15 protein-coding genes, 1 pseudogene and 1 riboswitch are annotated in these 18,955 nt (G+C 73.5%); of the genes and pseudogenes, 12 read left to right on the forward strand and 4 right to left on the reverse strand.

What is annotated here, in order from left to right; genetic code table 11:
* Nucleotides 1-20: 20 nt before the first annotated feature.
* Nucleotides 21-440 (forward strand): VOC family protein, encoded by a 420-nt coding sequence (locus tag IF28_RS0124825; protein WP_030224358.1) that lies wholly within the window; start codon nucleotides 21-23, stop codon nucleotides 438-440.
* An 18-nt stretch (nucleotides 441-458) separates the two neighbouring features.
* On the opposite strand, the gene IF28_RS0124830 is transcribed toward IF28_RS0124825, so the two are convergent.
* The 3 genes from IF28_RS0124830 to IF28_RS0124840 all read right to left on the reverse strand — a co-directional run bounded on the left by IF28_RS0124830 (nucleotide 459) and on the right by IF28_RS0124840 (nucleotide 4,111).
* Nucleotides 459-1,985 carry a hypothetical protein gene (locus IF28_RS0124830; protein WP_234325338.1) on the reverse strand — a complete coding sequence of 509 codons (1,527 nt, stop codon included), beginning with the start codon at nucleotides 1,983-1,985 and terminating at the stop codon, nucleotides 459-461.
* 169 nt (nucleotides 1,986-2,154) lie between these two features.
* Nucleotides 2,155-3,282, reverse strand: a complete 1,128-nt coding sequence (locus IF28_RS0124835) for an alpha/beta hydrolase (protein ID WP_030224364.1) — start codon at nucleotides 3,280-3,282, stop codon at nucleotides 2,155-2,157.
* A gap of 136 nt (nucleotides 3,283-3,418) precedes the next feature.
* Nucleotides 3,419-4,111, reverse strand: a complete 693-nt coding sequence (locus IF28_RS0124840) for a class II aldolase/adducin family protein (protein ID WP_030224365.1) — start codon at nucleotides 4,109-4,111, stop codon at nucleotides 3,419-3,421.
* A 147-nt stretch (nucleotides 4,112-4,258) separates the two neighbouring features.
* On the opposite strand from IF28_RS0124840, the gene IF28_RS0124845 reads away from it, so the two are divergent.
* The 9 genes from IF28_RS0124845 (at nucleotide 4,259) to cobI (ending at nucleotide 17,077) form a co-directional block, all read left to right on the forward strand.
* Nucleotides 4,259-5,512 (forward strand): inorganic phosphate transporter, encoded by a 1,254-nt coding sequence (locus tag IF28_RS0124845; protein WP_030224366.1) that lies wholly within the window; start codon nucleotides 4,259-4,261, stop codon nucleotides 5,510-5,512.
* Nucleotides 5,513-5,552: 40 nt separating this feature from the next.
* A complete protein-coding gene (locus IF28_RS0124850) occupies nucleotides 5,553-5,774 on the forward strand; it encodes a hypothetical protein (protein WP_030224368.1) in 222 nt (73 codons plus the stop codon).
* 196 nt (nucleotides 5,775-5,970) lie between these two features.
* Nucleotides 5,971-6,109: riboswitch (cobalamin riboswitch) on the forward strand.
* Nucleotides 6,110-6,229: 120 nt separating this feature from the next.
* Nucleotides 6,230-7,171: a cobalamin biosynthesis protein gene (locus tag IF28_RS0124855; RefSeq protein ID WP_030224370.1), complete on the forward strand. Its 942-nt coding sequence runs from the start codon at nucleotides 6,230-6,232 to the stop codon at nucleotides 7,169-7,171.
* A complete protein-coding gene (locus tag IF28_RS0124860; RefSeq protein ID WP_030224372.1) occupies nucleotides 7,168-8,679 on the forward strand; it encodes a cobyric acid synthase in 1,512 nt (503 codons plus the stop codon). Before IF28_RS0124855 ends, IF28_RS0124860 begins: the two co-directional genes overlap by 4 nt.
* On the forward strand, nucleotides 8,676-12,329 hold the full coding sequence (gene cobN / locus IF28_RS0124865; RefSeq protein WP_030224374.1) for a cobaltochelatase subunit CobN: 3,654 nt from the start codon (nucleotides 8,676-8,678) through the stop codon (nucleotides 12,327-12,329). The genes IF28_RS0124860 and cobN overlap by 4 nt, the downstream gene beginning before the upstream one ends.
* Nucleotides 12,326-14,317, forward strand: a complete 1,992-nt coding sequence (locus IF28_RS0124870) for a putative cobaltochelatase (RefSeq protein ID WP_030224376.1) — start codon at nucleotides 12,326-12,328, stop codon at nucleotides 14,315-14,317. Before cobN ends, IF28_RS0124870 begins: the two co-directional genes overlap by 4 nt.
* Entirely contained in the window at nucleotides 14,317-14,916 is a 600-nt protein-coding gene (gene cobO, locus IF28_RS0124875; RefSeq protein WP_030224380.1) for a cob(I)yrinic acid a,c-diamide adenosyltransferase, read from the forward strand. The genes IF28_RS0124870 and cobO overlap by 1 nt, the downstream gene beginning before the upstream one ends.
* A complete protein-coding gene (locus IF28_RS0124880) occupies nucleotides 14,910-16,349 on the forward strand; it encodes a cobyrinate a,c-diamide synthase (RefSeq protein WP_030224383.1) in 1,440 nt (479 codons plus the stop codon). The genes cobO and IF28_RS0124880 overlap by 7 nt, the downstream gene beginning before the upstream one ends.
* Nucleotides 16,346-17,077: a precorrin-2 C(20)-methyltransferase gene (gene cobI, locus IF28_RS0124885; RefSeq protein WP_030224387.1), complete on the forward strand. Its 732-nt coding sequence runs from the start codon at nucleotides 16,346-16,348 to the stop codon at nucleotides 17,075-17,077. Before IF28_RS0124880 ends, cobI begins: the two co-directional genes overlap by 4 nt.
* Nucleotides 17,078-17,094: 17 nt before the next feature.
* Here the strand turns inward: cobI and IF28_RS0124890 are convergent, their stop codons facing one another.
* Nucleotides 17,095-17,862 carry a ZIP family metal transporter gene (locus tag IF28_RS0124890; RefSeq protein WP_030224389.1) on the reverse strand — a complete coding sequence of 256 codons (768 nt, stop codon included), beginning with the start codon at nucleotides 17,860-17,862 and terminating at the stop codon, nucleotides 17,095-17,097.
* 94 nt (nucleotides 17,863-17,956) lie between these two features.
* Here IF28_RS0124890 and cobM point away from each other — a divergent pair, with 94 nt between their 5' ends.
* Both cobM and IF28_RS38795 read left to right on the forward strand, forming a co-directional pair.
* Nucleotides 17,957-18,775: a precorrin-4 C(11)-methyltransferase gene (gene cobM, locus IF28_RS0124895; RefSeq protein ID WP_030224391.1), complete on the forward strand. Its 819-nt coding sequence runs from the start codon at nucleotides 17,957-17,959 to the stop codon at nucleotides 18,773-18,775.
* Nucleotides 18,772-18,927: pseudogene (locus tag IF28_RS38795) on the forward strand (bifunctional cobalt-precorrin-7 (C(5))-methyltransferase/cobalt-precorrin-6B (C(15))-methyltransferase); the annotation flags it as partial. The gene cobM and the pseudogene IF28_RS38795, both read left to right, overlap by 4 nt.
* Nucleotides 18,928-18,955 lie beyond the last annotated feature (28 nt).

Below are 18,955 nucleotides of genomic sequence, written 5' to 3' on the forward strand. Positions count from 1 at the left end.
GACACAGGGAAGTGATCGCCATGGCAGGTACGGCCGGCGGACGTCCGAGCGTCGTCCCGACGTTGTTGTACGCGGACGCGAAGGGGGCGATCCGGCAGCTCACGGAGGCGTTCGGCTTCATGGAGCGGTCGGTGTACGAGGGCGAGGACGGCACGGTGATGCACGCCGAGCTGGTGCACGGCGACGGTGTGGTGATGCTGGGCACCAAGGGCCGCGGCGGGGCGTTCGACGCGGCGATGAGGGGTGCGGGCCCCGCCGGGGTGTACGTGGTCGTGGACGACGCCGACGCACACCACCGGCGGGCGGTGGAGCAGGGGGCGGAGATCCTGATGCCCCCGACGGACCAGGACTACGGGTCGCGGGACTACATGGCCCGCGACCTCGAGGGCAACGTCTGGAGCTTCGGCACCTACGCCCCGGAGACGGAGACGGGGGCCTGAAGCGGGCGCCGGGCCCGGTCAGCCGCCGGTGTGCACCTGGAAGGCGGCCCGGCGGACCGCTTTGGCCAGGGCCGGGTCGGGGTGGGCGGCGGCGAGGGCGACCAGGACCTGCACGGTGCGCGGGTGACCGACGGCGCGTACCTCGGTGAGCAGCGCGGGGACGGTCGGCTGGACCGCGGACTCCAGATGGCGGACCAGCAGCGGGGCCTCACCGTGGTCGGCGACGGCGGCCGCGGTGTCCACCCACAGCCAGGTGGCCTCCTCGCGGGTGAGGATCTCGTGGGCGTCCTCGGGGTCGGCGCCGTCGTGTTCCGCGAGCCACAGGAGGGCGTACGGCCGTAGCGTCGGCTCGTCGAGCACGGTACGGACCTCGGGTTCGGCGGGGGCTCCGACGACGCGCAGCGCCTCGAAGGCGAGGCCGCGCAGCAGGGCGTCCTCGCCGCGGGCGGCGTTGATCAGCTCGGTGACGGCGCTGCCGACCGGCCGTGCGGCGAGCCAGGCGCGGTATTCGGCGCGGGCCGCGTTGGGGCGGAGCCGGCCGCAGCCGCGCAGCATGTCCTCGGCGCCCTGCTCGATGTTCCCGGCCGGGCTCTGCGCGGCGACGCAGATCTGCTCCAGCTTGACCCACACCGCCCAGCTGCCGAGCGGGGTGAGCGTGGCCTGTCCGTCGCCGTAGGTGAGGGCGCCCACGCAGGCGAGGGCGCGCAGCGCCCAGTCGAGCAGCGCGTCGAGCGGGGCGTCGGTGACCGGCGGTTCGGCCGGCCGGGCCCGCTGAACCGGCACGTCGGGTCCGGGCCCGGCCTCCGATTCGGGGAGGGCGACGGTGGTACCGGGCCGGCGTGCGCCGCCGCCGGTGCGGGACGGGCCGGGCCGCGGCGCCTCGAGCCCGGGTGCCTCGGGGTGCGGGGCGTAGTCGACTTCGCAGCGTTCCGTGCGGAGTTCGGTGACGCGCTGCCCGAGGAGGTCGAGGAGCTGGGGCACGGGGACCGGGCCGGCGGAGAGCTGGAGGAAGGAGAGGACCTGCGGCATGGCCGTGACGACCTCGGCGACGGCCGCGGCCTCGTACTCCTCGGGTTCCGGGTAGGCCAGCGACCACGCGTCGCAGAGGGCGACCCAGCCGCGCAGCACGGCGCTGTCGTCGCGGTTCCAGGCGCGCAGCCGCCAGCCCGGTCGGGCGCTGTCGCCGTGCACCTCGATGAGACCGGCCAGGCGGGCGGTGTCCCAGTCGGCGCGGACCTGAGCGGGGGTCAGGCCCAGGGCGAGTGCCGCACGTTCGGCGGTCGCGTCGGACAGGGTGGCCTTGCCGTCGGCGGTGGCACTGTCCCCGCCGGGGCCGAGGGCGGCGTCGGCCCAGCGGGCGACGCGGGCCGCGGCCGCCAGTCCGGAGCGCGCCATTCTGGCCAGCTCCGCCGGTGCCGGCGTGCCCTCCGGAGGTCGTGGCGCTGGGCGGCGTGAGCGCCGCTGATTGATCGCTGTGGGGGCGGCGGCCAGGGGTCGGGGGCGGACGATTCGAAGCCTGGAGTCGCGCGGGATACGGGACGTCACGGGTGCAGTCTCGCGGGTGACGGTCCGAAAACCCAAACGGAATGCCGACGGGGCCCATCGGGCGGGGTGCGCCCCGGTCCCGGATGCCGTCGGAGGGAGGGATTCAGGCCAGCGGTACGGCGCTAAACGGAATCTTCCGCACCGGCTGCCCGGCCCGTGCTTCCCGCGGTCACATCAGGGGGGTGAGGAAGCGCCGCAGTGCCTCCTCGTAGGCGTGCGGGTCGGCGTTCCACATCGCGGCGTGCGGGGCGCCCCTGACGGTGTGCAGGGTGATGGTGTGGGGATGGCCGGCGGCGAGGCGCCGGGAGAACCTCCAGGGTGCCACCCGGTCGTCGGGTCCGTGGAAGATCTGGGTGGGTACCGAGATCCGGTCCAGATGGACGGCGCCGGGCCTGCGGTCGCCGTACAGGCCCGTGCGTCCCTGGGCGGCGCGGACCGCGAGCGGCAGCAGCACGCCGGGCGTGTGCCGGGCCGAGGCGAGGGCGCGCAGGGTCGCCTCCCAGTTGAGCACCGGGGAGTCCAGGACGAGGCCGGCGACGCGGGCGCGGACCTCGGAGCGGGCGGCGGCGCGCAGCGCCATGGTCGCGCCGGTGGACCAGCCGTACAGGACGACCTGCCGGGCGCCGGCGTCGACGGCGTGGTGGAGCGCCGCGTCGAGATCGCGCCATTCGGTCTCGCCCAGGTGGTTGAGACCGTCCGGGGAGCGCGGTGCGCCGGGGTCGCCCCGGTAGGCGGGCGCGAGCACCGGGAAGCGGTGGCGGTGCAGGAACTCCATGACGTTCATGGTGTGTTCCCGCGTGGTGCCGAGGCCGTGGACGGCGATCACCCAGGTGTCGCGGGCGCCCGGCACGAACCATGCGGGCAGTGGGCCGAGTTCGCCCGGGAGGTCGAGGGAGGTGTGGTCCAGGCCGAGGGCGCTGCCCGGGTCGCCGACGTACAGGTTCGGGGTGAGCCAGGCGCGGTCGCCGGGTTCCGGGGTGCCGCGGGTGACGTGTTCGAGGCGGCGTACGACGGTGTCCGCGGAGTCCGGGGGGCCGGCCAGTACGGGGCCCACGACCGCGTGGAAGTCGTCGCCGGTCAGACCGTGGCGGCCGGGGCGGAGGGCGGCGAGGTCGCGGGTGAGGGCGATGCGGCCCGCGGCGGTGGCGTGGACGGTGAGCCTGGGGTCGCCGGGGAGGGGGCCGTCCGGCGGTGTTCCGAGGGCGGCGTCGCTGGCGAGGCGGCCGGCGGCGACCGCCGCCGCGGCGGCGCCCAGCACGGTGGTGACGGCTGCGGCCGCCGCTCTGACAGTGCGCACGTTCTTCAGTGTCATGGGGGAACGGGTACCCGGCCAGTGGGCGGCCACGGCGAGGGGCCGGGCGGGTGGGGTCGCGCAGCCCGGCGCCACGGTGTGCCGCCGCGGGCACCCGTGCGGCCACCGCGGTCGCGAGAGGTCAGCCGGGTTGGCCGTACCCCCGCAGACGCGCGCCGGCCTCGGTCACCTGGTCCGAGGTCAGCAGGTGGGGGGAGAGGCCCGGGAGGGAGGACGCGGTCAGCCAGACCCGGCACATCCACTCCAGTTGGGCCGTGTGGTCGTAGGCCTGGGTGAGGGTGGGGGCGTGGGCCATCGTGCCGTGGTTCTGGAGGAGGCAGGCGGTGCGGCCGTCGAGGGCGCGGAGCATGTTCTCGGCCAGTTCGGCGGTGCCGTACGTGGCGTAGGGGGCGACCCGTACGGGGCCGCCCAGGGCCGCGGCCATGTAGTGGATCAGCGGCAGTTCGTCGACGAGCGTGGAGACGGCCGTGGCGTGCACGGCGTGCGTGTGCACGACGGCGCGCGCGCCGGTCGTACGGTAGACGGCCAGGTGCATGGGCAGCTCGCTGGTGGGGACGAGCGTGCCGAGGACCTGCCGGCCGGTGAGGTCGACACCGGTCACGTCGTCCGGCGTCAGCCGGTCGTACGGCACGCCCGAGGGTGTGACGAGGACGACGTCGCCGACCCGTACGGAGACGTTGCCGGACGTGCCGACGACGAGACCGTCGGTGACGGTCCGGCGCGCGGTGCCGACTAGTTCCGCCCAGGCGTGCGCCTCCTCCTCGCGCACTCGTCCGGCCCCTGTCATCCGCCCGCTCGCCCACTGCTCCGCCATGCCGTGATCCTTTCAGGCGGTCTCCCCCGTCCGGCGGAGCACCCGCCCCCTCTTACGGTCACCACGATGCCCATTCCAGTTCATCTTCCGTTCACCCTGGTTACCTACGTTCGTCCAGCCAATGACCTCGAACGATTGCCTGGGTAAATGGAAAGCTTCTCGCTGATCCTCGCGATTGTGGTGGTAACCGCACTCGCGTTCGATTTCACGAACGGTTTCCACGACACCGCGAACGCGATGGCAACGACCATTTCGACCGGTGCGCTCAAGCCCAAGGTCGCGGTGGCCATGTCCGCCGTGCTGAACCTTGTCGGCGCATTCCTCTCGGTGGAGGTCGCCAACACGATCTCCAAGGGCCTCGTGGACGAGGCCGGCATCCGTCCCGAGGTCATCTTCGCCGCGTTGGTGGGCGCGATCCTCTGGAACCTCCTGACCTGGCTGGTCGGTCTGCCGTCCAGTTCCTCGCACGCCCTCATGGGCGGCCTGATCGGCGCCGCGGTCGCCTCGGCCGGCTTCGGCGCGGTCCACGGCGACGTCCTCGTCACCAAGGTCCTGCTCCCGGCCGTCGCCGCCCCGCTGGTGGCCGGCGTCGCGGCGATGTTCGCCACCCGGCTCACCTACCGTCTGGGCCGGAACGCCGACGGCAAGGCCTCCGAGAAGGGCTACCGCGCCGGCCAGATCGCCTCCGCCGGCCTGGTCTCCCTGGCCCACGGCACCAACGACGCCCAGAAGACGATGGGCATCATCACCCTCGCCCTGGTCGCCGGCGGCGCCGTCTCCCCCGACTCCGACCCGCCGCTGTGGGTCATCCTCTCCGCGGGCCTCGCCATCGCGCTCGGCACCTACCTCGGCGGCTGGCGCATCATCCGCACCATGGGCAAGGGCCTGACCGACCTCCAGCCGCAGCAGGGCTTCGCCGCCCAGACCAGTGCCGCGACGGTCATCCTGGCCTCCTCGCACCTCGGCTTCTCGCTCTCCACCACGCATTCCGTTTCCGGTTCCGTGATGGGTGCGGGCCTGGGCCGCAAGGGCGGTGTCGTCCGCTGGTCGACGGCCACCCGGATGTTCATCGCCTGGGGACTGACGCTGCCCGCGGCGGCCCTCGTCGCGGCGCTCGCCGAATGGGTCTGCCGGGCCGGTGACTGGGGCACCGCCGTCGTGGCCGTCTTCCTGGTCGCCTCCAGCGCCGCCATCTGGAAGATCTCCCGCCGCGAGATCGTCGACCACACCAACGTCAACGGCACCGAGGCGGCCGACGAGGAGCCCGCCGGTGTGGTGACCACCGCGATGGCCGCGGTCACCCCGCCCCCGACGGGCACCGTGACCGACGACCTGTCGGCCACCATCCCGGCACCGGTCCCCGCCGACCCGGCGGCCCCGCCGGCCGCGACCACCGTCTGACCGCGCCCCGCGAGACCCGGTACGAAGGAAGAAGAGCACCATGAAGATCGACTGGGCGGCCCTCGGTTCCGTCTTCGGCGTCAGCCTCGTGGTCACCGTGGCCCTGGTGGCCCTGTTCACCCTCGGCATCAACGGCCTGTCCCGCCAGGAGCGGGCCGCCGCACAGGGCCGGTCCGCGGCCCTGGCGGTCACCGGCGCCTACGCCTGCTTCGCGGCGTGCGTGGCGGCGGTGGGCTACGGCATCTACCTGATCATGGCCTGACACCGGCCTCACAGCACACGGACAGCGCACCGAACGCGGCCTGATCGCGGGCCCACGCGTACGAGCGGGCGGTGCGGGAGCTTCGGCACCCGCACCGCCCGCTCACGTGTGCGCGCCCCTTCCCGCGAATCACCCTCCGGAACCCCTCTGTGGGCCTCAGCACACTTCAGCCTCGCAGGTCAACGGCAAGTTGACGGCTCTTCGAGGGCCGTGGTGGACTGCCTCAGCCATTACGGCGGCAGAAGAGGAAGCCGGTGCGATTCCGGCGCGGTCCCGCCACTGTCACCGGGTGCACACCCGGAAGCCAGGAACTCTCACCGCCGGTCTCGTCGAACCAGGGCGTGGACACCCTGAGTGAGGACATATCTCCATGCGCGGCTGCCTGCCGAGGTCGACCAGCGACACCCCACCCCACTTCGGGGCCACCCCTTCCGGACCCGTCACCGGCTGAACCCATGGGTGCCGATCGCGTGTTCGCGTACGGCGCCGCCGCCGGCCTTCTCGGCGACCTGCTGCTCGGCGATCCCCGCCGGGGGCATCCGGTCGCCGCTTTCGGGCGGGCCGCGGCCGCCGTCGAGCGGGTGCTGTGGCGGGACGACCGGGGCCGGGGCGCCGTGCACACCGCCGTGTGCGTCGGCGGGACCGTCGCGCTGGGAAGCCTCGCCGCCCGTCTCGTACGCTCCTCCCCCGCCGCCTCCACCGTCCTGACCGGTGTCGCCACCTGGGCCGTCGTCGGCGGCACCTCGCTGGCCCGTGAGGCCCGCGCCGTCGCACGGGCGCTGGAGGCGGGGGACGTCGAGGCGGCCCGGACACGGCTGCCGCATCTGTGCGGCCGGGACCCGCAGGCCCTGGACGCCGACGGGATCGCCCGCGCGGTGGTCGAGTCCGTCGCCGAGAACACCTCCGACGCCGTCGTGGGCGCGCTGGTGTGGGGTGCCGTCGCCGGGGTGCCGGGACTGCTCGGTTTCCGGGCCGTCAACACGCTGGACGCGATGGTCGGCCACAAGTCGCCCCGGCACCGCCGCTACGGCTGGGCCTCCGCCCGTCTCGACGACGTGGCCGGCTGGCCGGGGGCGCGGCTGACCGCCGTACTCGCCGTGCTCACCGGACCCGATCCGCGCGGCGCCGTACGGGCGTGGCGCGCGGACGCGGCGAAGCATCCGAGTCCCAACGCCGGGCCCGTCGAGGCCTCCTTCGCCGGCGCCCTCGGCGTACGGCTCGGCGGGACCCTCTCCTACGGCGGACGGGTCGAGCACCGGCCCGTCCTGAACGGCGGCGGGCGTGCCGTGGCCGTGGCCGACATCGACCGGGCGGTACGGCTCTCGCGGCGGGTCGGCTGGCTCGCCCTCGGGGCCGGCGTCGCCGCGCGGAGCCTGATGAAGGGACGTGCAGCGTGAGCGGTGGGGGGCTGCTGGTCGCCGGGACCACCTCGGACGCCGGCAAGAGCGTGGTGACCGCCGGGATCTGCCGGTGGCTGGCGCGGCAGGGTGTCAAGGTCGCGCCGTTCAAGGCGCAGAACATGTCGCTGAACTCGTTCGTCACCCGGGAGGGCGCCGAGATCGGCCGGGCGCAGGCCATGCAGGCGCAGGCCTGCCGCCTCGAGCCGACGGCGCTGATGAACCCGGTGCTGCTCAAGCCGGGCGGCGAGCGGTCGAGCCAGGTGGTGCTGCTGGGCAGGCCGGTCGGCGAGATGAGCGCCCGCGGCTACCACGGGGGGCGCCAACAACGGCTGCTGGGCACGGTGCTGGACTGTCTGGAGCAGTTGCGGGGCACGTATGACGCGGTGATCTGTGAGGGGGCCGGCAGCCCGGCCGAGATCAACCTGCGGCGCACCGACATCGTGAACATGGGGATCGCCCGGGGTGCCCGGCTGCCGGTCCTGGTGGTCGGCGACATCGACCGGGGCGGCGTCTTCGCGTCCTTCTTCGGCACCGTCGCCCTGCTGTCGCGCGAGGACCAGGACCTGGTCGCCGGGTTCCTGGTGAACAAGTTCCGGGGCGATGTGTCGCTGCTGGAACCGGGCCTGGACATGCTGCACGGCCTCACCGGGCGGCGGACGTACGGCGTGCTGCCGTTCCGGCACGGGCTCGGCATCGACGAGGAGGACGGACTGAGGGTGTCCCTGCGGGGCACCGTGCGGGAGTCCGTGGTCGCCGCGCCGGTGGGCGAGGACGTGCTGCGGGTCGCCGTGTGCGCGCTGCCGCTGATGTCCAACTTCACCGACGTGGACGCCCTGGCCGCCGAACCCGGTGTCGTGGTGCGGTTCGTGGACCGGCCCGAGGAGCTGGCCGACGCCGACCTCGTGGTGGTGCCGGGCACGCGCGGCACCGTGAGGGCGCTGGAGTGGCTCCGGGAGCGCGGTCTGGCGGACGCGCTGAAGCGGAGGGCGGCCGAGGGGCGTCCGGTGCTCGGGATCTGCGGCGGCTTCCAGCTCCTCGGGGAGCACATCGAGGACGACGTCGAGAGCCGCGCGGGACACGTGGACGGGCTCGGCGTCCTGCCCGTGCGGGTGCGGTTCGCCCGCGAGAAGACCCTCACCCGGCCCGTCGGGGAAGCCCTCGGGGAGCCCGTCGAGGGGTACGAGATCCATCACGGCGTCGCCGAGGTCCTCGGCGGGGAGGCCTTCTTGGACGGCTGCCGGGTCGGCGGGACCTGGGGCACGCACTGGCACGGCTCGCTGGAGTCGGACGGTTTCCGGCGGGCCTTCCTGCGCGAGGTCGCGCGGGCGGCGGGCCGCCGCTTCGTGCCCGCCCCCGGCACCTCGTTCGCCGCGCTGCGCGAGGAGCAGCTCGACCGGCTCGGCGACCTGATCGAACAGCACGCGGACACGGACGCGCTGTGGCGGCTCATCGAGTCCGGCGCGCCACGAGGACTGCCTTTCATTCCACCGGGAGCGCCCGCATGAGCACTGTGTTGTTGTTGTCGACCGCCGACACGGACCTGCTGGCGGCCCGTGCCGCCGACGCCTCCTACCGGATCGGCAACCCGACCCGCGTGGACGTGGCGGCCGAACTGCCCGCGCTGCTGGACGGGGCGGACCTGGCCGTCGTACGGCTGCTGGGCGGCAAGCGTGCCTGGGAGGACGGGCTCGCGGCGCTGAGGGCGTCCGGTGTCCCGACGGTGCTGCTCGGCGGGGAGACCGTGCCGGACGCGGAGCTGATGGCCGAGTCGACGGTGCCGGCCGGTGTGGTGGCACAAGCGCTGCGGTACCTCGTCGAGGGCGGCCCCGGGAACCTCACCGAGCTGGCCCGGTTCCTGTCGGACACCGTGCTGCTGACCGGCGAGGGCTTCGAACCGCCGTGCGCGATGCCGGAGTTCGGCGTGCACGGCACCCGGGTTCCGGTGGACGGCCGGCCGACGGTCGGCGTGCTCTTCTACCGCGCGCACGAGCTGAGCGGCAACACCGCCTTCGTGGACACCCTGTGCGACGCCATCGAGGCGCGCGGCGCCAACGCCCTTCCCGTGTACTGCGGTTCGCTGCGCGGCGCCGATCCCGGTCTGTACGCCCTGCTGTCGAGGACCGACGCCCTCGTCGCGACCGTGCTCGCGGCCGGCGGAACCCACGCCTCGCAGGCATCGGCGGGCGGTGACGAGGAGGCCTGGGACATCGGCGCGCTGGCCGACCTGAACGTGCCGGTGCTGCAAGGGCTGTGCATCACGTCCTCGCGTGCCGCGTGGGAGGCGTCCGACGCCGCCCTGTCCCCCATGGACGCGGCGATGCAGGTCGCCATCCCCGAGTTCGACGGCCGGATCGTCACCGTCCCGTTCTCCTTCAAGGAGCAGGGCCCCGACGACGTCCCGGTGTACGTCGCCGACCCCGAGCGGGCCGCGCGGGTGGCCGGGATCGCCGTACGCCACGCCCGGCTGGGGCACACGCCGAACGCGGAGAAGAAGGTCGCGCTCGTCTTCACCGCCTACCCGACGAAGCACTCGCGCGTCGGCAACGCGGTGGGCCTGGACACCCCCGCCTCGGCGGTACGGGTGCTGGACGCGCTCCGGGACGCGGGCTACGCCGTCGACGGATACCCGTCCGGGGGCGACGAGTTGATCCACCGGCTGATCGCGGCCGGCGGACACGACGTGGAATGGCTGACCGAGGAGCAGCTGGCCGCCGCGCCCGCGCGGGTGCCGCTGGCGGACTACCGGGCGTGGTTCGAGAAGCTGGACCCGCGGCTGCGGGACGGCATGCGGGAGGCGTGGGGCGAACCGCCGGGCTCGCTGTACGTCGACGGGGACGACATCGTGCTGGCGTCGCTGCGGTTCGGGAACGTCGTCGTGATGATCCAGCCGCCGCGCGGCTTCGGGGAGAACCCGATCGCGATCTACCACGACCCCGACATGCCGCCCTCCCACCACTACATGGCGGCCTACCGCTGGCTGGACAGCGGTTTCGGCGCCGACGCGATCGTGCACATGGGCAAGCACGGCACCATGGAGTGGCTGCCGGGCAAGGGCCTCGGGCTGAGCGCCGGGTGCGCGCCGGACGCGGTGCTGGGCGACCTGCCGCTGATCTACCCGTTCATCGTCAACGACCCCGGCGAGGGCACCCAGGCCAAGCGGCGCGGACACGCGACCGTGGTCGACCATCTGGTGCCGCCGATGGCGCGGGCGGACACGTACGGCGATCTGGCGAAGCTGGAGCAGCTGCTCGACGAGTACGCGCTGGTCTCGGACCTGGACCCGGAGAAGGCTCCGGCGGTGCGGGCGCAGATCTGGACGCTGGTGAAGGCGGCGGAACTCCACCACGACCTGCAGGTGGACGACCAGCCGGACGACGACGACTTCGACTCGTTCGTCATGCACATCGACGGCTATCTGTGCGAGATCAAGGACGTGCAGATCCGCGACGGCCTGCACGTCCTCGGCGGCGGCCCGGTCGGCGAACCGCGCGTGAACCTGGTGCTGGCGGTGCTGCGCGCCGCACAGGTGTGGGGCGGGCAGGCGAACGCCCTGCCGGGTCTGCGGGCGGCGCTGGCCGAGCACTTCGGGCTGGTGGAGAAGGAGCTGCTGGCCGAGCCGGGCGCCCCGCTGAAGGTGCCGGCGGAGCTGACGGATCTGGTGGACGGTCCCGCGCGGTCGGCCTCCGACGCCATCGACCTGCTGGAGCAGCTGTGCCGGCGGTTCGCGGAGGGCATGGAGGAGCGCGGCTGGGCGGCCGGCACGGTCCCCTCGCTGGTGCGGGACGTGCTGGGCACCGAACTGCCCGACGCGGTGGCCGTGCTGCGGTTCGCGTGCGAGGAGGTCGTACCCCGGCTGGCCCGTACGACGGACGAGATCGGGCACATCCTGCGTGCGCTGGACGGGGGTTACGTCCCGGCCGGTCCCTCGGGGTCGCCCACGCGCGGGCTGGTCAACGTGCTTCCGACCGGGCGGAACTTCTACTCCGTCGACCCCAAGGCGATCCCGTCGCGGCTGAGCTGGGAGGTCGGGCAGTCGCTCGCCGACTCGCTGGTGCAGCGGTATCTGCACGACACGGGCGAGTATCCGCGGTCCGTGGGCCTCACGGTGTGGGGTACGTCGGCGATGCGCACCCAGGGCGACGACATCGCCGAGATCCTGGCGCTGCTGGGCTGCCGCCCGGTGTGGGACGACGCGTCGCGCCGGGTGACCGGGTTCGAGGTGGTCGGGCTCGAGGAGCTGGGCCGGCCGCGCATCGACGTCACGGTCCGCATCTCCGGGTTCTTCCGGGACGCGTTCCCGCATGTGGTGGGGCTGATCGACGACGCGGTGCGGGCGGTGGCGGAGCTGGACGAGCCGGCCTCGCGGAACTACGTCCGCGCCCATGCCGACGAGGACACCGCCGAGCACGGCGACCGGCGCCGGGCCACGGCCCGCGTCTTCGGCTCGAAGCCGGGGGCGTACGGGGCCGGGCTGCTGCCGCTGATCGACGCCCGCAACTGGCGCTCCGACGCGGACCTCGCCGAGGTGTACGCGGTGTGGGGCGGCTACGCCTACGGGCGGGGGCTCGACGGGCGGGCGGCGCGCGGCGACATGGAGACGGCGTTCCGGCGGATCGCGGTGGCGGCGAAGAACGTCGACACACGCGAGCACGATCTCGTCGACGCCGACGACTACTTCCAGTACCACGGCGGCATGGTCGCCATGGTGCGCCATCTGACGGGGACCAGCCCCGAGGCGTACGTGGGGGATTCTGCGACTCCGGACCAGGTGAGGACGCGCACGCTGGGCGAGGAGACGCACCGGGTCTTCCGCGCCCGTGTGGTCAATCCTCGCTGGATGGCGGCCATGAGAAGGCACGGCTACAAGGGTGCCTTCGAGATGGCGGCGACCGTCGACTACCTCTTCGGCTACGACGCCACCGCCGGGGTCGTGGACGACTGGATGTACGAGAAGCTGGCCAGCGAGTACGTCTTCGACGCGGAGAACCGCGACTTCATGAAGAACTCCAACCCCTGGGCGCTGCGCGGCATCACGGAACGGCTGCTGGAGGCCGCCGACCGCGGCCTGTGGGCGGAGCCGGACGCGGACACGCTGGAACGGCTGCGCGCCACCTACCTGGAACTCGAAGGCGATCTGGAGGGAGACAACCAGTGACCACCCCCTTTCCGTTCACGGCCGTCGTCGGTCAGGACGACCTGCGGCTCGCGCTGCTGCTCAACGCGGTGTCACCGCAGGTCGGTGGAGTACTCGTCCGAGGTGAGAAGGGCACTGCCAAGTCCACCACCGTGCGGGCGCTTTCGACGCTGCTGCCGGACGTCACGGTGGTGCCCGGATGCCGCTTCTCCTGTGATCCCTCGGCGCCCGACCCCGGCTGTCCCGACGGTCCGCACGAGCGCGGGGGCGGTGCCGGGCGGCCTGCCCGGATGGTCGAACTGCCCGTCGGGGCCTCCGAGGACCGGCTGGTGGGCGCGCTCGACATCGAGCGGGCGCTGGCGGAGGGCGTGAAGGCGTTCGAGCCCGGCCTGCTGGCCGACGCGCACCGCGGGATCCTGTACGTCGACGAGGTCAACCTCTTGCATGACCACCTCGTGGACCTGCTGCTGGACGCCGCCGCCATGGGGGCCTCTTACGTCGAGCGCGAGGGTGTCTCCGTACGGCACGCCTCGAAGTTCCTGCTCGTCGGCACCATGAACCCCGAAGAGGGGGAACTGAGGCCGCAATTGCTCGACCGGTTCGGTCTGACCGTCGAGGTCGCCGCCTCGCGCGAACCCGACCAGCGGGTCGAGGTCGTACGGCGACGGCTCGCCTACGACGACGATCCGGCCGGATTCGCCGCGCGGTGGGCCGGCGAGGAGGCCGCCGTACGGGCGCGGATCGTCGCGGCGCGGGAGCTGTTGCCGTCGGTGCGGCTCGGGGACGGGGCGCTGCGGCAGATCGCGGCGACGTGCGCTGCTTTCGAAGTCGACGGCATGCGGGCCGACATCGTGATGGCGCGTACGGCGACCGCGCTGGCCGCCTGGGCGGGGCGGACGGAGGTGCTGGCCGAGGACGTGCGGCAGGCGGCGCTGTTGGCGCTGCCGCACCGGCGGCGGCGGAATCCGTTCGACGCGCCCGGTCTGGACGAGGACAAGCTCGACGAGACGCTGGAGGAGTTCGGGGGCGACGACGATCCCGACACCGATCCGGACGGGCCCGACGGGGGTGGCGGGCAGCCTCCCGCGGAGGGTCCGGAGAGCCCGGAGGGCGGTGGTGACGCGGAGGTGCCGGCGGAGGCCGGGGAGGCGGGGCAGCCCTCGGGGGCCGGCTCCGGTGAGCGGTCCCCGGTGGGTGCCGCGGAGCCGTTCCGGACGAGGGTGCTGAACGTGCCCGGGATCGGTGAAGGTGCCGCCGGGCGGCGGTCGCGGGCGCGGACCGAGCACGGGCGGACCACGGGGGCCCGGCGGCCGCGGGGTGCGCTGACCAAGTTGCACCTGGCCGCCACTGTCCAGGCCGCGGCGCCGCATCAGCGGGCGCGGGGACGGTCCGGGCCGGGGCTGGTGGTGCGGCGGGACGATCTGCGGCAGGCCACGCGCGAGGGGCGTGAGTCGAACCTCGTGCTGTTCGTCGTGGACGCCTCCGGGTCCATGGCCGCGCGGCAGCGGATGAGTGCCGTGAAGGGGGCCGTGGTGTCGCTGCTGCTCGACGCCTATCAGCGGCGGGACAAGGTGGGTCTGGTGACCTTCCGGGGGGCGTCGGCCGATGTGGCGCTGCCGCCCACCTCGTCGGTGGACGCCGCCGCCGCGCGGCTGGAGTCGCTGCCGACGGGCGGGCGTACGCCGCTGGCGGCGGGGTTGCTCAAGGCGCACGACGTGCTGCGGGTGGAGCGGTTGCGGGACCCGGCACGGCGGGCGCTGGTCGTGGTGGTGACGGACGGGCGGGCGACCGGTGGTCCTGAGCCGGTGGCGCTGGCCTCGCGTGCGGCGCGGCTGTTCGCGGCCGAGGGGACCGCGTCCGTGGTCGTGGACTGCGAGTCGGGGCCGGTGCGGCTGGGGCTCGCCGGGCGGTTGGCCGGTGAGCTGGGCGGCAGCGCCGTGACGCTGGACGAGCTGCGGGCGGACAGCATCGCCGGGCTCGTGAAGGACGTGCAGAGGAGGGCCGCGTAATGCCGAAGGGGCAGCCGAGTGTCGTACCGGATGACGGGCTGACGACGCGGCAGCGGCGTAATCGGCCGCTGGTCGTCGTGCACACGGGGATCGGGAAGGGCAAGTCCACCGCCGCCTTCGGGCTCGCGCTGCGGGCCTGGAACCAGGGGTGGCCGATCGGGGTGTTCCAGTTCGTCAAGTCGGCGAAGTGGAAGGTCGGCGAGGAGAACGCGCTGCGGGTGCTCGGTGCCTCCGGTGAGGGCGGGACCGTCGACTGGCACAAGATGGGCGAGGGCTGGTCCTGGGTCCAGCGGGACTCGCAGCTGGACAACGAGGAGAAGGCCCGCGAGGGCTGGGAGCAGGTCAAGCGGGACCTCGCCGCCGAGACGTACCGGCTGTACGTGCTGGACGAGTTCGCCTACCCGATGCACTGGGGGTGGGTGGACACCGACGAGGTGGTGTCCGTGCTGCGGGAGCGGCCGGGGACACAGCATGTGGTGATCACGGGGCGGAACGCGCCCGAAAAGCTCGTCGGGGCCGCCGATCTGGTGACCGACATGTCCAAGGTGAAGCACCCCATGGATGCCGGGCAGAAGGGGCAGAGGGGCATCGAGTGGTGAGTTCCGTCCCACGGTTGGTGATCGCCGCGCCCTCGTCGGGCAGTGGCAAGACCACCGTTGCCACGGGGTTGATGGCCGCGCTGTCCGCGCGGGGGTTCGCCGTGTCTCCGCACAAGGTGGGGCCCGACTACATCGATCCCGGGTATCACTCGCTGGCCACCGGGCGGGTGGGGCGGAACCTCGACGCGTATCTGTGCGGTCCCGAGCTGGTGGCTCCGCTCTTCGCGCACGGGGCGCGGGGATGTGACGTCGCCGTGGTCGAGGGGGTGATGGGGCTGTACGACGGGGCCGCGGGGCAAGGTGAACTGGCGTCCACCGCCCATGTGGCCAAGCTGCTGCGGGCGCCGGTCGTGCTCGTCGTCGACGCGTCGTCGCAGTCGCGGTCCGTTGCGGCGCTGGTGCACGGGTTCGTGAGCTGGGATCCGGAGGTGCGGGTCGGGGGCGTGATCCTCAACAAGGTCGCCTCGGATCGGCATGAGGGGTTGTTGCGGGAGGCGTTGGAGTCCGTCGGGGTGCCGGTGCTCGGTGCCCTGCGGCGGGCCGCGCCGGTGGAGACGCCGTCGCGGCATCTGGGGCTGGTGCCGGTTGCCGAGCGGGGGGCCCCGGCGGTTGACGCGGTGGACGCGATGGCCGCTCGGGTGGCGGACGGGTGTGATCTGTCCGCGTTGGTCGCGCTGGCGCGGAGTGCGGGGCCGTTGCACGGTGCGGGGTGGGACGCGGGTGAGGCTTTGGCTTCTTCGCCCCCGCCGCCCCTTCCCGTCCCGTCCCTGGGGGCTTCGCCCCCAGACCCCCTGTCGGCCCTGGACGGGCCTCGTCCTCAAACGCCGGACGGGCTGGTCGTGGCTGTTGCCGGTGGAGCGGCGTTCACGTTCTCCTATGCCGAGCATGCCGAGTTGCTCTCCGCCGCCGGGGCCGAGGTGGTCGCCTTTGATCCGTTGCGTGACGAGGAACTGCCCGAGGGGACCGCCGGGTTGGTCATCGGGGGTGGCTTCCCCGAGGTGTACGCCTCCGAGCTGTCCGCCAACGAGTCGTTGCGGAAGGCCGTTGCCGGGCTGGCGCTGGGCGGTGCTCCCGTCGCGGCCGAGTGTGCCGGGTTGCTGTACCTGTGCCGGGAACTCGACGGGCTGCCCATGTGCGGGGTGCTGGACGCCTCCGCGCGGATGTCGGAGCGGCTGACGCTGGGGTATCGCGACGCCGTGGCCGTGAGTGACAGCGCGCTGGCCGGGGCCGGTACGCGGATGCGGGCGCACGAGTTCCACCGGACCGTGGTCGAGCCCGGCTCCGGGGCCGCCCCCGCCTGGGGGATCCGGGCACCGGAGCGGCGGGTCGAGGGATTTGTGCAGCGCGGTGTGCACGCGAGTTATCTGCACACGCACTGGGCGTCCGAGCCCGGTGTCGCCCGTCGGTTCGTGGAGAGGTGCCGGACGTCATGAGCAGCAGGCTGATCGGGGTCGGGGTCGGGCCCGGGGATCCGGAGCTGGTGACCGTCAAGGGGGTCAACGCCCTGCGGGCCGCGGATGTCGTCGTCGTACCGGTGATGGACAGCGGCGAGCGCGGGCGGGCCGAGGCGACCGTGCTGCACTACGTGCCCGCCGGGAAGGTCGTCCGGGTGGTGTTCGCGCTGAACGAGCGGACCGACCGGACGCGGCGCGAGGCGGCCTGGGACGCCGCCGGTGAGCGGGTCGCCGGGCTGTTGCGGGAGCACGGGGCCGTCGCCTTCGCGACCATCGGGGACCCTAATGTGTACTCGACGTTCACGTATCTCGCCCACACCATCGTGGAGCTGGTGCCGGACACCGTCGTCGAGACCGTTCCGGGGATCACCGCCATGCAGGAGCTCGCCGCACGTTCCGGGGCCGTGCTGACCGAGGGGACCGAGCCGCTCACGCTGGTTCCGGTGACCGCGGGGGCCGCCGTGCTCAAGGACGCGCTGGCCGGGCCCGGGACCGTCGTCGCGTACAAGTTCGGGCGGCTGGCCGGTGAGGTCGCCGAGGCGCTGCGGGAGACCGGGCGGATCGGTGACGCGGTGTGGGGGTCGGCGCTGGGGCTGCCGGAGGAGTCGGTGCGCCCGGCCGCCGAGCTGGACGGGGAGCCGCTGCCGTATCTGTCGACGCTCATCGCGCCGCCCCGGCGGGACGGCGGACGGGGCGGGAAACTGTGAGCCGGGCCGCCCGGAGGTCACCCGTGCGCGGTGCCCACCACGAGCCAGATGAACAGTACGCCCGCGATCGTGCACAGCAGGGTGGAGCGGGCGGGATGTTCGTGGTGGGCCTCGGGGAGGATCTCGGCCGCGGCGAGGTAGAGCAGGGCGCCGCCGAACAGGCCGAGGTAGCCGCCGAGCAGCGGGCCCGGAATGGTGAAGAACAGGGTCGACGCCGCGCCGGCGACCGGTGCCGCCGCGTCCGCGAACAGCATCATGAGCGCGCGGCGGCGGGCGTTCCCGTACACGTGGGTGAGCGTGTACGTGTTGAAGCCGTCCGCGAAGTCGTGGGCGATGACGGCCACCGCGACGGCGGCGCCCATGCCCTCGCCGACCTGGAAGGCGGCGCCGATGGCGACGCCGTCCATGGCGCTGTGGCCGACCATCGCGGCGGCGGCGGTAAGGCCGACCTCGGGGGTGCGGCCGTTGCTCTCCTCCGCACCGTGGACGGCCATGGGGGTCCCCCCGCTCGAGCGAAGCCGAGAGCGGGGGAGGTGGGCCAGGAGGCGTTCCACCACGTGGGCGAGGAGGAAGCCGGCGACGAAGAGCAGCAGGGCCGCGGGCACGCCGTAGACCTCGGTGGGGGCCGTCTCCAGGGACTCCGGGAGGAGTTCGAGGCCGACGACGCCGAGCATCAGTCCGCCGGCCAGGCCCAGCACCAGATGACGGCGGTCGGTCACGCGGTGCGCCGTCCAGCCGCCGGCCAGCGTCATCAGGAACGCGCCGAGCGCGACGAGGACCGCCATGTGCTCTTCGTATCCGATCGGCGGCCGGTCGCGCACGCGTGACAGCCGCTCACCCCCCACTTCTTCCCGTGACTCGTTGGAGAGGACCACTTCCATGGCCGACGCCCCCACCGGCAAGGTGACCTTCGTCGGGGCCGGTCCCGGCGCCGCCGATCTGCTGACGTTCCGTGCCGCGCGTGCGATCGCCGAGGCCGATGTCGTGATCTGGGCCGCCAGCCTGGTGCAGGAGGAGGTCCTGCGGCACGCGCGTGAGGGCGCCGAGATCCTCGACTCGGCGACGATGTCCCTGGAGGACGTCGTCGCCGTGTACGGGCGGGCCCGCGCGGAGGGGCTGCGGGTCGCACGGATCCATTCGGGTGACCCCGCGCTGTGGGGCGGCACGCAGGAGCAGGTCGACCGGTGTGCGGAGCTCGGTATCGCGACCGAGATCGTGCCCGGTGTGTCGTCGTTCTCCGCCGTCGCGGCGCTCGCGCGGCGGGAGCTGACCATTCCGGAGGTGGCGCAGTCGGTCGTGCTGACCCGGCTCGGGGGCGGCAAGACGCCGATGCCGCCCGGTGAGGAGGTCCGCGAGTTCGCGCGGCACGGCACCACCATGGCGATCTTCCTGTCGGCCGCGCGCAGCGGGCAGCTGGTGCGGGAGCTGCTGGAGGGCGGCTATCCGACGTCCACGCCGGTCGTCGTCGCCCACCAGGCGACCTGGCCGGAGGAGCTGGTCGTGAAGTGCACGATCGGGACGCTGGAGGAGACGGTCAAGGAGCACAAGCTGTGGAAGCACACGCTGTTCCTGGTCGGTCCGGCGCTCGACGCGCACGGCACCCGCTCGCACCTGTACCACCCGGGTCACTTCCACGGTTTCCGCAAGGCCGATCCGGAGGCACGCCGGGCGTTGCGTTCGCGGGGTGCGAGCACATGATCACCGTGGTCGGGATGGGGGCCGGTGCCCCGGCCGGCTCCGAGGTGGCTGCGGGGGCGGAGCTGGTGGGCGGCGGGCGGCGGCATCTGGACGCCGTACGGCTGCCGCGGGGGGCCGAGCGGGTCGTGCTGGGGCCGCTGGCGCCGGCGCTGCGGTCGTCACGCCTCGCACCGCTGCCCG

The sequence above is a fragment of the Streptomyces sp. NRRL WC-3626 genome (genome assembly GCF_000718785.1).
GTDB classification, from domain to species: domain Bacteria; phylum Actinomycetota; class Actinomycetes; order Streptomycetales; family Streptomycetaceae; genus Streptomyces; species Streptomyces edwardsiae.